This window comes from Wolbachia endosymbiont of Drosophila simulans wHa (assembly GCF_000376605.1).
GTDB classification, from domain to species: Bacteria; Pseudomonadota; Alphaproteobacteria; order Rickettsiales; family Anaplasmataceae; genus Wolbachia; species Wolbachia pipientis.
In genome coordinates, this window is sequence record NC_021089.1 from 1,060,783 (window position 1) to 1,075,402 (window position 14,620).

A 14,620-nucleotide genomic window follows, 5' to 3' on the forward strand; every position below is an offset into this window, starting at 1 on the left:
AATGTAACTACTATGAATATCCAAAAAAGGAAAAAGATGAATGACATGTATATTTTTTTATCATTTTATGATTAAATAGTAACAATTATAATCGTCATGGTAAATAACATGTTCATTCAGATTGAAGAAACACCTAATCCAAACACACTGAAATTTCTCCCTGGATTTGCAATTCTAAACGAAGGAGAAACGGCTGATTTTTCAAATGCAAATGAGATAAAAAATTCTAAACTAGCAGCAAATCTTTTTCAAATAGAACATGTGGTAAGAGTGTTTTTTGGTCATGATTTTATTTCAGTAACAAAATTGGGTGAAATTAATTGGGATACATTAAAAGTAGAAATTTTAACTACAATCATGGATCACTTTACTTCAGGTGGAAAAGCGCTAAATAAAGAAGGAGTGAATGATAATAACATACCAAATGAGGAATTTTTTGATGAAAGTGATATAGAAATTGTAAATAGAATAAAAGAATTGATGGAAAGTTATATCAAACCTGCAGTTGCTCAAGATGGTGGCGATATCAAATTTCGTGGCTATAAAGATGGAATAGTTTATGTTGAATTACAAGGAGCTTGCTCTGGATGCCCAAGTGCTGCAATTACTTTAAAGCAAGGAGTGCAGAATATGCTGAGCTACCACATACCAGAGGTTGCAGGTATAGAGACCACACTATGACTAATCAAACAGTTAGAGGAACGAAAGACCTTCTATTTGATGAGTGGTATAAGTTTAAATACATTCAGCAAACAGCAAATAGAATCTCAAGTCTATACGGCTTTTTGCCCGCCCAAACTCCAATATTTGAGTACACGGAGGTTTTTACAAAAACTTTAGGTGATAGCTCAGATATCATCACTAAAGAGATGTATAGCTTCAATGATAAAGGGGGAAAGAGCATAACTTTACGTCCTGAGTTCACTGCAGCGATTGTCAGGCTATTAATTGAAAAAAAACTGCAAACGCCGATAAAATTATTTTCAACAGGGCCTGCATTTCGCTATGAAAGACCGCAAAAGGGAAGACAAAGGCAATTTCATCAGATAAATTTTGAGGTTTTTGGCATAGAAGATCCAAAAGCCGATGTTGAATTGATATCACTCGCTCAGCACTTACTAACTGAATTTGGCATCAATAAAAATGTAAAGCTGGAAATCAACTCTTTAGGTGATGGTGAGACAATAACTAAGTATAGAGAAGCTTTGATCTTATACTTTACAAAGTATCAAAATGATCTATCAGAAGATAGCAAAAATAGGTTGATCAAAAATCCACTCAGAATACTAGATTCTAAGGATGAGAAAGATAGATTAATAATCTCTGATGCGCCTAAAATCAGCAATTATTATACGAAAGAGTCCTCAGATTTCTTTGAACAAATACTAAATGGATTAACAATTCTTGATATACCTTATACCGTAAACAATAAACTAGTTCGAGGTTTGGATTATTATTGCCACACAGTGTTTGAGTTTGTTACAGAGGATTTAGGTGCACAAGGGGCAGTTTTTGCCGGTGGAAGATACGATAATTTAGTATCTTCAGTAGGTGGAAAACACACTCCAGCAATAGGATTTGCAGGGGGTATTGAGCGCATAATGGAGTTAATCAATTATTCTCCGAAAGAAGAGCGACCTATTTACCTAATTCCAATCGGTAGAGAGGCTGAAAAACATGCTTTAACACTTGCAAATGAATTGCGCAGAAATAGTTTATATGTAAGTTACGAACACAGTGGAACAGTTAAAAATCGCATGAAGAAAGCAAGTCAAGCAAATGCTAAAATTGTATTGATCTTTGGGAATGATGAGTTAAACAACAATACTGTTAAAGTAAAAAATATGGATACAGGTGAAGAAAAAATAATTGCTCGCGATAACACAATAGAAAACATCTAATTAGGAGCAATGCAAATGTTTTTCTCAGTCAGCTATAGAAGAAAATTCGTCTGCACAAGAATTTTTCATAGCATTCAATGTATCATAATCTGTAAAATCTAATTTTACTGGTGTGATAGTAATAAATCCTTCTTTTATTTTATTTATACTACCACTGCCTGAGTGCTCTCGAGACCAATTTAAGCTAAAAGAGCCATTCGAATTTTCAGTAAAAATTAAATCCCCATCAATGTTATATTCACCTTGTTCAGCAAATTCTACTCCTTTTACTTTTTCCGTAGCAGGAAAATTTACACTCATCACTATGTTTTTAGGCCAACCAACCTTAACTAGCTTGGCAATAACCTTTGGTGCAAAAACCTTTGTATTGTGCCAGTCTATTTTATCATGATAAACTTGGCTCAGTGCAATAGAAGGTATAGACCTTGCAGCACCTTCCATTACAGCACCAATTGTTCCTGAATAACAAATATCGTCCCCAACATTTGATCCAATATTTACTCCGGACAATATTAAGTCTGGTTTTTTATTCATAACTTTATTTAGCGCAATAATGACACAATCTGCAGGAGTACCAGACACACTAAATTCCCTTTCACTATGTTGGTTTATTCCAATAGATTGTTTCACTGGATAATCAAGAGATCTTGCAGCCCCGCTTCTATCAGTATCTGGTGCCACTATCCATATTTCTGACGCAAAATTCCGTGCAATCTCTTTGAGTAATTTTATTCCTTCACTTCCAAAACCATCATCGTTTGTTATTAATATTATCATATACAATACTCAGCTATACAGCTCCAAATTATGTAAACCACTGGCTGTAAATAAACTCATGAGGCTTTAAGTTTCTTTGCATAACTACGAACTGTAACAAAGAACCTGCTGTAAATCAATAGATTTCTTGCACAGGCCATAACTGTCATTACAATAGAAACGAAAAAACTTGCTTGACAAACTCCGCCAGCCCCCTTATTATAGTGTTAAGGGTATTTATGACTCAAAACTTGTTTTTGACCTGCAGGCTCAATGACAAAATTCAGTAAAAACTCAGGGTATTTTTTGGCGGATTACATAAAATTATAGCGGCTGCATGTCTTTTAAAATTTTTCTACATTCAGCCAAATCGCGCTTATTTTAAGCGTTAGCACATTATTACAGCGCCACTTACAGTAATAGAGAGTCAAAACTTGCACTACGGGGCTTCTTTTGCCTTTTTTTTCATTTGGTAAATTTCTTAATGTTTGTAGCTAAACGACAACCGTCATCCCGCTGCTTGTTAGCGGGATCTCTTGTTAGCGCCGCGGCGGTATGACGGTTCGTGGCGGCGTGACGATAAGCTCGTCATCCCGCTGCTTGTTAGCGGGATCTAGAGATACCGCGAATGAATCGCGGTATGACGTAGGACTGCTGTCATTCCAGTGCTTGGCACTGGAATCCAGCCTTTCTGCAATCTCATCGAAAATGTTGTAACCACTTTCTGTGCTAGTTTGCTTGTCCACAAGCAAACTTTCCTGGATCCCAGTGTCTGGGCACTGGGATGACACCCTTTTGGATAGAAACCAGTGTCTGGGCACTGGAATGACACCGAAGGGGCTACTGCTGTCTTGGATGGAAACCAGTGTCAGCTACTTTCATGACACCCTGACCTCGTCATCCCGCTACTTGTTAGCGGGATCTAGAGATACCGCGAATGAATCGCGGTATGACGGTTCGCGGTGGCATGACGTAGGACTGCTGTCATTCCAGTCTGGAATCCAAAAAAAAGGATGACACCTCTGGGCGCTGGGATGACAGGAGAAGGAGGCTACTTTCATGACACCATTCTTTTTTCTGGATCCAAGTAGTCAAGCTACTCGGATGACACCCCACTGGTGGCCCACACTACAATGTTCGTACAGTTATGAAATGAATCGCGGTATGACGTGTTGCTTGGGTCAGCTATAGTATTTCTTAAAATTAATAATAAATTTCTTGGCTAGCAAGAAGCTGTAAATTTTTTTGCGAGACCTAAGCCGCTTTTGATATAGCTAAAGGTTTACTGATGATTTGTCTCATTCCACTACCTGCTGAATTACTTTCTGCTTAGCATATCCATCAAATCAGATTCTTTGAGTTTACTATGGTCAACTTTACTGAACTTATTTACCATAGAGCTCATTTGATTATACTGCTTAATTAGAAGATTAATGTCAGTTACAGTTGTTCCGGACCCCTTAGAAATTCTAAGTCTTCTTTTGCCATTTAAAATATCTGGATTTTGCCTTTCTTTTTCAGTCATTGAGTTTATGATGGCTATATATTTTTTCACTTTATTGTCATCTGGCACACTGCTACTTAGCTTTTTTGTAAATGAACTAGGAATGAATTTCATTATGTTGCTAATGCCATCCATTTTACTCAGAGTTTTTAACATTCCCACTAGGTCGTTTAGGTCGAATTTACCTTTTTTCACTTTCTTTTGTAACTTATCAATTTCTTCCTGACCAACAATCTCAGCAGCTTTTTCAACCAATGAGACAACATCACCCATGCTAAGTATTCTTTTTGCAATTCTATCTGGATAAAAATCATCGAGGTCACTTAATTTTTCACCACAAGCAATAAATTTAATTGGACAATCGGCGATCATTTTCATAGAAAGAGCAGCACCACCACGTGCATCACCATCAACACGGGTAAGAATAATGCCGGTTACATCTATTACCTCATTGAATGATTTGGCAATGTTGACCGCATCCTGGCCTATCATTGCGTCGGCTACTAAAATAACTTCTGCAGGTGAAGCTATTTCCTTTACGGCTTTCAACTCATTCATCATATTATTGTCAATATGAAGCCTGCCTGCGGTATCTAGTATTAATACATCACAATTATCGTTCTTTGCTGTTGCTAGTGCCCTTTTTGTAATTGTAATGGGCTTCTCGTCTATTACTACAGGTAAAGTTTGCACATCTATTTGTTTACCTAGCACTTCAAGTTGTTTTTGGGCAGCCGGCCTATAAATGTCTAAAGAGGCAAGCATCACTTTTTTCTTTTGCTTTTTTAGCTTTAAAGCAAGCTTTCCTGAGGTGGTTGTTTTACCTGCACCTTGTAAGCCCACCATCATAATCACAGCAGGGGGTTTAACTGCTAGATTTAAGTCACTTTTCTCTGATCCGAGAACTGCAACTAAATTATCCTGCACAATTTTAATTATCATTTGTGCTGGAGAAACACTTTTTATGACTTTTTCCCCAATCACTTTATCTTTAATGTCATTGATGAATTTTTTTGCAACTTCAAGTGAAACGTCAGCTTCAATTAAGGCTATGCGTATTTCACGCATGGCAAGATTAAAATCATCTTCAGAAATGATCGACTTTCCTCTTAGTTTACTAAATACAGAATTTAAACTTTCGGTTAACGACTTAAACATAATAGCATTAGTAGAATACTCATTAAAAAGAGAGAAGAAGCTGAAACAAAACTCACTGAGTTATAACCCAGCACTTCCTTAAGTTTAGTAATATTATCAAAGTATAAACTAGTAAGTGAATTAGTCAAGTTTTGCAGTACGTTGGCAGACATTTCTCTCACTTTAAAGACCAATTGATTGAACAGCAAGATAATATAGGGTATGAAAGCTCTAAAAATCCAATCAACATCCATTTTAAAATTTATTCTCGGGTAAAATAACTTGCGTAAAAGAATGAACAATAAAGTGGTACATAATAACAAATTAAATTGCGACAAAATATTTTTTGTGTTGTACACAAAATCGAAAATCGAAGGTTTATTGTAAATAGGTAAGTAAGGGTTGCCAGCAATTACGCATATAAATGCTAAAATAATCATAGTCATTTTGCCTCCCCTCTCTGCTAAAGGTTTTGACTTACTTTTTGCAATAAATATGTAGTAAAGAAACTTGAGCCCCACGCTTAAATAAAGCAGTAAATTTAGAATCTTGTATAAGTTTTTATACACTTCTAAATTAGCACCACTTGCTTCAATCTCGGCTGTAATGTATGATTTGCTAATAAATCCAGCGGTTCCAGGAAATGCAGCCATTGTAAGTATTGCGATTATAGCACACATGCCTTCCACTGACATCAGTTTGCCTACTCCATTAAAACTAATTGTTTTTGTTCGTGAAATAATCGAATTGCTGACTACAAACAATAATGATTGATAAACAAGAGAGAAGATTATATGCAGTATCAAAATTGGTATTGCCTTTTCCGAAGGGCTGAGTAAACCTCCTGCAATAATCAGCAAGCCCATTTGTCCTACAACGTTATAGCATAAAAATCTACGAATATTTTGCTCGAGAGAAGCAAATATAATGCTGTAAATTGCAGTGATGGTGCCTACAAGCGCTAATATTTCAGTACAATCTTGCCATAGGTTATAAGTGTGTAAAAGCATCACTAAAAAAGAGACTTTAGTGGTAAATAAAGAGAGATATGTGGTGCCATGTAGCGATGCAGCAGGATATGCATCAACAACCCAAAATGAAAAAGGAAAACAAGCGCAGTTTATCAATAAACCCAAAATTATCAGGTTAGTGCTTTGAAGTGCCAATCCTGCTATTAATATAACTCCAACGAAAAAGTGTACACAAGCGTACCTTATTGCAGGTCCACTATCTCTACAGCTAGCTGCGATAATAAAAAATGCACTGATGGTCATTAATTCACAGAATATTATAACCAATATCATATGTTCAGATAAAACTGCATAAAGTGAACTAATAGTGTAAGCAGCAAAAGATAGCATCTCTGAAAAAGTCAAATTTTGTGCTGGTAGAACAGCTAAAAATGCAACTGATAAAAAAGATATTAGTATGGTACGAAAAGATAAATCAAAATCTAGAATTGGGAGAGACCAATTTACTGCAATGCTCAAATTTTCAGGTAATTTTAGGACTATAACTATTAATACAGTCAGTAGAAGTAACAGTGACGATTTATAAAGTTGCACAATAATTAAAACCAATATGGTTTATGCTATCTCAATATATGAATAAAATCAATTTGCATATTAACCACTAATTAAACTAATTATCATATAATTATATCAGAGTTTAGAGGGTTATAGAGAAACCGGTCAGATTAGGTTTTTAATCTAATCTGACCGATAGCTTTAATAGTGAGGTAAGCTTTAATATAGCACTCCTAATTCATAACGCTACACTCGTGCATAATTTATTTTTAATTTGTGCACGAGCGTTAGTAAATTATTTACTTTTTGAAATAAAATTTGACATCACTTTAATATTGAGACTTAGTAAACCTCAGTAGGTCTGCCAGTTGGGCCCATAAGAATTATTTGCTCGCCTTCTCTTAAGTGTCTGCATAAATTAGTGGAGCCGCCGATTTCCAGCACAATAGTGGAAATAATTCCTTTTTTTTTGTCTACTTCAGTGCCGGTTACGGCTATACCTTCCATAGCAAGGTTTGTATTATTGGCTTTTCTGCCATTGGTTTCAAAATTTTGCAATCTAAAGAATTGCCCAGGCTTAAAATTCTTTGCCGCAAGTGGTGCTTTGATCACTATTTCCACAACTTTGTCTGTTAAATATTGAACTTTTATAACCTTTGCAGTGAATTGCTCTTTGATTCTATTAAATAATTCTTTATTAGCCAGGTCTTCAACACTTGGCCACGCATTTTTTTTCTGGCCCACAACATCACACACTGGAATGACAGAAACGAAGCTATTAACTCTATTCAAAAGCTGGGAAATAATAGGGTAGCCGTTCTTAGCACTTGCCATAGCTTTCACAACGCTGCCGCTATACGAAGGATGAAGATCACCAAAAAAGCTGATTGTTTTATTGCCTTGCTTATACACTAATATTCTATCTTTATTTTGCATTTTTGGAGAAAATATTGGATCTATTTCTTTTCCCAATGAATTCAATTGAGTAAAATACCCATTACTTAATTTAAAATGCTTTTTATCTTCTGTTGCAATAACTGTATTTGGCTCAGTACCTGCTGCTATAAAAATAGAACGTGCTTTTATACGTTTGATTTCGCCGGATTTTGTGTCTATCAGTTTTATTAATTCAGCATGGTTATATTTATCCGTCACAACTTCAACTGGCTCTAAGTTTTCAATAAAGTAAATCCCTTCTGATAATGCGTTTTGCACCTCTTCGCTATTTAATCGATAACTTGGTGAATCTTTTAGCTCTTTTCTATATATAACTTTCACTCCCCCGAGGCTCTGCATTAACTCTAATATTTTTATTTCTCTATTCTCTTTTTTTGCTAACTTTTGCTTTTCTCGGATCAATTGTGCGTGCGATATAAACTCATTCGCAATTTCGCGCTCTTCTTCTGTCCAATCTTTTTCAACACAGTCCTTTCCATACTTATCAACTAATATCTCATAACGAAGAAGAAATTTTTCTACTTGAATTGGATAATACGCTAAAGCTTCAGTGGCAGTGTCAATCGCAGTAAGCCCCGCACCTATGACAACTATCGGCATACGAACTTGCAGATTTGCTATAGAATCGAATTTAAGAGCGCCAGTCAGTTGTAACGACATCAGAAAATCAGATGCCATGCGTACTCCACGAGCTAGTATGTTTTTTATTTTGATCATTCGTGGCTTACCAGAGCCAAGTGCTAGGGCGATGTGATCAAAACCCAAGTTGAACGCGTCATCAGCATTGATCGTGCCACCAAAACGAATGCCTCCATAAAGTACGAAATTCTCACGTCTTTCCAGCAGTAATCTAATAATCTTTAAGTAATTCTTATCCCACCGAGAAGTAATACCATATTCTGCCACCCCACCAAACCCTCCTGCCATGCGTTCACTCAATTTTTCGTGTTTGAAATCTTTAATTAGCTGGAAATTATCGATCAAAGGCTCAATTTTTAGTCCATCAATGGCAATAACGTTATGCCCATCATTCAACAAATGATGAGCTAAATTAAAACCAGCAGGACCAAGGCCTACAACTAGAACGTTTTTTCCAGTGTTTCCTCTTGGCAATGAACGCTGAAAATTTAAAGGATTCCAACGGCTGAGCAGAGAATATATTTCAAATCCGTACGGTAAACTGAGCACATCATCCAGAATCCTTGTTTCAATTGCTGGCACATTTACGGGTTCTTGTTTTTGATATATGCACGAATTCATGCAGTCATTGCATATTCTGTGCCCAGTGGCTGCGCATAATGGGTTATCTATCATCACAATTGCAAGACTTGCTATGCTGTACCCTTCGCTTTTCACCAGATTCATTTCTGATATTTTCTGCTCTAGTGGGCAGCCGTGCAGTTCAACTTTTAGTGGAGATTGTTTAAAAGTATTGTCGTTATTAATTAGCCCCTTTGAGCAGCTGTCCTTACTTTGCTTATGACAAAATATGCAGTAGTGAGCATTATCTAGTGCTTTATTCAAACTCACCTTTTTGCTTGTTAGATCAAAACCGTATCGTCTTTTTACTTCATTTGAATACAGCACTTCAACTTTGTCCACTTCTTTTTTAGAAAATGGTATGAGGTTTTCGTGGTCGATTTTTTTATGAATACTGAATAATATACTCTGTTTATTTTTTACTCTCCACACTGCATATTGTGCTGCAAGTTCTATTTCTTCTTTGTGATTTTCTTTATCTTCAAACCAATGCATCACCTGCTCAGCAAAATTTTTTTCTGTTGTTGGCAAAGTGAGAAAATGACTTAGTTTGTTAGTAATATCTATATTCGCCACATTAGTGTATTTCTTCAATGCATAGCGTTGGACAAATAACCTTTTGCATTTATATATTACAGCAAAGTCGTTGTGCTTTTTCTTTAGCTCCTCTATTTCTTTTTCAACATTGAAAAGTTTTGCAATAAATTCATCAAGTAAATATGAGAGGTCTACTATTAACTGACTATCTGTCATCCAAGTAGCTGACCGTCCTTCTTGTTTTCTAGATCCCAGTGTCAAGCACTGGGATGACGGGGGGTGACACTGGGATGACATCGAAGAAGAAGCTGCTTTTTCTCTTGCTTCAATTAATGAACAAAACAAGCTCTCATCACATGATTTGATATAATTCAAAAATGTCTCATCTAATTTTATTAATCCATTGCGAGTATATAGATTCGAAAATGAGATTTTGAAATTCAGCTTCATTGCTATACTATACAGTGTACATGCTGTTTCTTACAGATGAAGATTTTATTTATTTTGCAATACTGCTGAGATTGTTGCTTCTGCAACTTTTTCTTCGCTAACAGATGCAATACACCTAAATTTGTGTACACCTAAACACACACTTTGAATGTTAGCTTGAAGAATCAATGTGTCCCCTGGAGTAACTGGCTTTCTGAATTTTGCATTTTCAATGGATCTCAAGTAAACAACTTTATTTTCTATTGTTTCTTTACCTAGAACACATATAGCAGATGCCTGAGCTAGAGATTCAATTATCAAGACTCCTGGCATTATCGGATGACCAGGGAAGTGGCCAATAAAAAATGGCTCATTGAAAGTCACATTTTTGATTGCTTTTATACTTTTACCAGGATCACACTCTATAACTCTATCTACTAAGAGAAACGGATAAGAATGTGGTAATATTTTTATAATATCACTGATATTAAATTGCATAAGCCTACTCAATGCCTTTCAAAGCAAATTCAGGTATTTTCTTGTTTATATTGTTTAATACCACATCTGATAAATCAACTTCATCCATGGAGTATAAAACTTGGTTCTTTTTTGAAATAAATAGTACCAAATCTATGTTGTTTTTTTCTGCCGTTTTTTTAGCGACTTCTTTTATCTTGTTAAAAACACTCTCTACTGCGTCTCTATAGCTTTCTTCTAAATGTAACATTTTTTTAGCGTAATTATCTCTAGTATTTACAGTGTGCTTATTAAACTGTTCTGTCTTTTCTTTTTTTGCTTCTTCTGACAAAAGTTCAAATTCTTCTTTTGATGTCTTAAGTTTTTCTAACTCACTTTCAAATTCTTGTTGTAATCTAGAATTCTGCTCCTTTATTTGTTGTTGTATGTTTTGCAGAGCAAGAGATTCATTGATAACTTTATCACTATCAATAATGGCAGCCTTTGTGTTCTGAGGTTGATATCCTACAAACTTATACCCCACAAATAAGGAAATAATTAAGGCAATAACTGATATAAATAACTGTATATATTTCATTCAAATCCCCGCTTCAATAGAAAATTTAACATTTGGTGATGGTATTATATCATAAGATTCCTTTACTAAAGGAAACCCGAAATCCAATCTAAGTCTACCAAAAGGAGAAAGCATTGAAAAGCCAAAACCTGGTGACACTCTCACAAGCTTGCTATCATAGTATTTCCCTTCATACTTCTTATTTTTATCATCTAAGCCAAAAAGTGTCGCATAGTCAACAAATAGTGAGCCTTTGATACCAGCATAGTCATATAGTTTTGGTAGAGGAAAATCCACTTGCTGTGTTAGATTAAAATAAGTTTTGCCTCCTAATGAGCTTTTATTTTTGTCTTCTGCTCTTGGTCCAATACCGGAAAGGTCAAACCCTCTAATCTCATTACCCCCTTTAAAAAAGTGCTGGCCAATGTTTAGATTTTCATCAGTATAAGAAAAAATATGACCTGCCGCCATCTTAAAGCGTAGAGTTATATCATCGTCAATTTTGCTTAATATAGGGTGCGTATAAAAAGATAAGAATTCAGATTTTAGGAAATTCACGTTTCCTCCCAATCCTGAAATATCCTGACTTAAGCGCAGTAAATACCCTTCTTTTGGAGTATAGAGGTTATCCAGTTTATTATGTGCCAACGTGTATCCCACTGATGAAATCTGATGTTCACCTTTTCGGTCCAGTATTATTTCAGAGATATCGGTGTCTTGTCCACCCTTATTATCCATGTGTATATGATTATACTTATAAGAATAGCGAAGGGAATTAGTTAAGTTCTCTGTGACTTTATATGATAACTTTGTAAAAAATCCCATATCGCAACTATCAAAAGTAGTGTTTGGCTTATCTTGTTTTTCGTAAAATACGTCTACACCTAGTGACGTATCAGAATCATTAAAATTATTTTCAACAAACTCTAAATCAGTAGAAAATACGTATTGACTTTTTTCAAGAGCAAAAGAGAGCTCTTTTCCAGTACCAAATAAATTACGGTCTTTGAGGTCAATTTTAATCAATGCTCCACCAGGAAGAGACACACCGCCTCCCAAATACAACGAAGTAGTGTTTTTTTCTTTAACATTTAAGTCAAGATTTACTGTATTGTCATTAACTGCGTAACTATTTACTTTCACTGTTTCAAAAAAATCACTACTCATTAGTTTTTTACGTGACTTTTGAATCTCAGATATATTGTACGCATCACCTTCTGCTACACTTAGCTTACTTCTGATCACTTTATCTAAAGTGCGATCGTTACCATCAATTGTAATTTGATTTATATAAATCTTTTTACCCGGCAGCACTCTGTAGGTTACATCTACAACGTTGTCACGTTGTGCATACTCTGGATTAACTTTTGCAAATATATATCCTTTTTCATTTAAATATTTGTTTATTTTTTCTACTGTATTATTAATTTTAACTCTATTAAATATCTTATCGTTTTCCTCTGTTATAAAATCCAATATTTCTTCTTTTAGGCTCAAATCCTGAATTTCAGTTTCAATATTAACCTCATTATTTCCAAACAAATACTGCTGTCCTTCGTCAATCAAAAAAGTTAACTCTGTTTGATTGTTATTATCAACCTCAACAATTGGTTGAATATTATTTTGAATATATCCCTTAGACGAATAAAAACGATCGAGCAATTCTGTGTTAATCAATAGATATTGCGGTGAATAATGATTTTCGCCTTTAAAAATGGCTCTAAATAACTTACTAAATATGTCATTACTATGTCTTTTAATAACTTGCTCTAGCTCATTTTCAGAAAAGTTTTTATTGCCTATAAATCTTATATCCTTAATTTTAGAGGTTTTGCCTTCTTTTATTTTGAAAATTAGATTGACCCTATTACTATCGAGCTTCTCCAACTCATATTCAATTTTAACGCCAACCTTACCGTTATTTCTATAAGTAGTGATTAAATTCATTAAATCGTTTTGCAATTTTGTTTCAGTGAAAATAGTTAGCGATTTTGACTGAATCACATTATTTAGTAACTCTTTGCTATTAAATAACTTATTACCCTTTAATATTATCTTGTTAATTAGTGGATTTTCTTGAATTTTTATTACCAAATTTTTTTTATCATCTATGTAAGCATTAACACTAGCAAATAACTTTGTTTTATATAGATCTTTTATAATTGAGTCTATATCATCGTCGTTTATATAATCACCAGATTTTAGTTTTATATAGAACCCTATTGTCTGGTTGCTTACCCTCTCATTACCAATACATTTGACATCTTTCACCTGCACTTTTTCTGCAGTTCCTAAAGCAACAAGCAGGGCAGGAAAAGAAATAAAAACCACTACCAGTATATAAAATAGCTTTTTCATATTTTATTTCAAAAAAGATCCCTAATATCATTTGACATTCCAGTTGCCATAAGCAAAAACAACACTAAAGCACCAAAAATAGCTGCATATTTTTGACATTTCAAGCTTAAATCCCTACGTATAACCGCTTCTATGATATAATGAAATAAATGCCCACCATCTAGCAGTGGTATTGGCAGCAAGTTAATTGCAGCTAAATTAGCTGAAATGATTGCCATAAAATATAGAACCATAATAAATCCCTTTTTAGCTGATTGTCCTGAATATTTTGCGATTTTTATTGGTCCACCTATTTCATTGATACTCCTTTTACCAACAATAATGTGAAAGAGAGCTTTGATCGTTAAGCACATAGTGTGGTAAGTTTCACTTACTGATAAGCTCACAGCCCCAAGAAAAGACGACTGCTTTAATGTATTGACTGAAATAATCCCTATAGTTTCTCTTTCTATTGTGTTGCCAAAAACGTCTTTGTCCTTGATTATTAATGGAGTTAAACTGGTCCTGTGCTTCTCATTATTTCTGCTATACTCAATCTCCATTCTTGTTTTAGGATTCGACATTATCACACGTGAAATATCTTCAAAGTATTTTATTTTATGCTCATTGATTTGTGTAATAGTGTCACCTGGCAACAAACCAGCTTGCTTAGCTGCACTACCTTCGATTACATTTTCAATCACCGGTGGAGTGCGATAATAACCTGCTATGCTAAAGAATATTGTAAAAGCTATAACAGCAAATACCATGTTTGCAAAAGGCCCTGCAAAAACTACTGCTGCTTTTTTATGACGCGGTTTTGTATGAAATGAATACAATTTTTCTTCTTCCGTTAATTCTTGTTGATCAGCTGGGACACTCGCTGCATTAGTATCTCCTAGCATTTTAACATAACCACCCAATGGAACAGCGCTTAATTTCCATCTAGTTCCAGACTTATCGTTAAAACCAAAAATTTCAGGACCAAAACCTATGGAAAAAGATTCAACTTTAACTTTGCATGCTTTGGCAACAACATAATGCCCATATTCATGCACGAATACTATGACAGAAATTATTAAAGAAAATGATAAAAAATAATATATTCCATCGCTAAATTGATGGATAAGATTAGAAATTAATTCCACCTGTATATTTAGATCTTAACAAAATGTTAAGTATATTAAAATGCGCCTCGCTTGACAAGTATTTAGTTTAACTTTTAAATTAAAAAAAGTTTAAT

At 34.7% G+C, this 14,620-nt stretch carries 10 protein-coding genes; 2 read left to right on the top strand and 8 right to left on the bottom strand.

Annotated features, from left to right (window positions below):
• Window positions 1–108 precede the first annotated feature (108 nt).
• Both WHA_RS04835 and hisS read left to right on the top strand, forming a co-directional pair.
• Window positions 109–681 (top strand): NifU family protein, encoded by a 573-nt coding sequence (locus WHA_RS04835; protein WP_015589367.1) that lies wholly within the window; start codon window positions 109–111, stop codon window positions 679–681.
• Window positions 678–1,901 (top strand): histidine--tRNA ligase, encoded by a 1,224-nt coding sequence (gene hisS, locus WHA_RS04840; RefSeq protein ID WP_015589368.1) that lies wholly within the window; start codon window positions 678–680, stop codon window positions 1,899–1,901. Before WHA_RS04835 ends, hisS begins: the two co-directional genes overlap by 4 nt.
• A 24-nt stretch (window positions 1,902–1,925) precedes the next feature.
• Here hisS and surE read toward each other — a convergent pair whose 3' ends face one another.
• From surE to rseP, 8 genes are all read right to left on the bottom strand, one after another.
• A complete protein-coding gene (surE, locus tag WHA_RS04845; protein ID WP_015589369.1) occupies window positions 1,926–2,678 on the bottom strand; it encodes a 5'/3'-nucleotidase SurE in 753 nt (250 codons plus the stop codon).
• Between the two features lie 1,297 nt (window positions 2,679–3,975).
• Window positions 3,976–5,319 carry a signal recognition particle protein gene (gene ffh, locus WHA_RS04850; RefSeq protein WP_015589370.1) on the bottom strand — a complete coding sequence of 448 codons (1,344 nt, stop codon included), beginning with the start codon at window positions 5,317–5,319 and terminating at the stop codon, window positions 3,976–3,978.
• A complete protein-coding gene (locus WHA_RS04855; protein WP_015589371.1) occupies window positions 5,304–6,863 on the bottom strand; it encodes a proton-conducting transporter transmembrane domain-containing protein in 1,560 nt (519 codons plus the stop codon). Before WHA_RS04855 ends, ffh begins: the two co-directional genes overlap by 16 nt.
• Window positions 6,864–7,166: 303 nt before the next feature.
• Entirely contained in the window at window positions 7,167–10,028 is a 2,862-nt protein-coding gene (locus WHA_RS04860; RefSeq protein ID WP_015589372.1) for an FAD-dependent oxidoreductase, read from the bottom strand.
• Between the two features lie 45 nt (window positions 10,029–10,073).
• A complete protein-coding gene (gene fabZ / locus WHA_RS04865; RefSeq protein ID WP_006279640.1) occupies window positions 10,074–10,505 on the bottom strand; it encodes a 3-hydroxyacyl-ACP dehydratase FabZ in 432 nt (143 codons plus the stop codon).
• A gap of 4 nt (window positions 10,506–10,509) precedes the next feature.
• A complete protein-coding gene (locus WHA_RS04870; RefSeq protein WP_015589373.1) occupies window positions 10,510–11,061 on the bottom strand; it encodes an OmpH/Skp family outer membrane protein in 552 nt (183 codons plus the stop codon).
• Window positions 11,062–13,398 carry an outer membrane protein assembly factor BamA gene (gene bamA, locus WHA_RS04875; RefSeq protein ID WP_015589374.1) on the bottom strand — a complete coding sequence of 779 codons (2,337 nt, stop codon included), beginning with the start codon at window positions 13,396–13,398 and terminating at the stop codon, window positions 11,062–11,064.
• Window positions 13,399–13,406: 8 nt separating this feature from the next.
• The gene (gene rseP / locus WHA_RS04880) at window positions 13,407–14,525 is read right to left on the bottom strand and encodes an RIP metalloprotease RseP (RefSeq protein WP_012673365.1); all 1,119 of its coding nucleotides are present in this window, start codon (window positions 14,523–14,525) and stop codon (window positions 13,407–13,409) included.
• Window positions 14,526–14,620 lie beyond the last annotated feature (95 nt).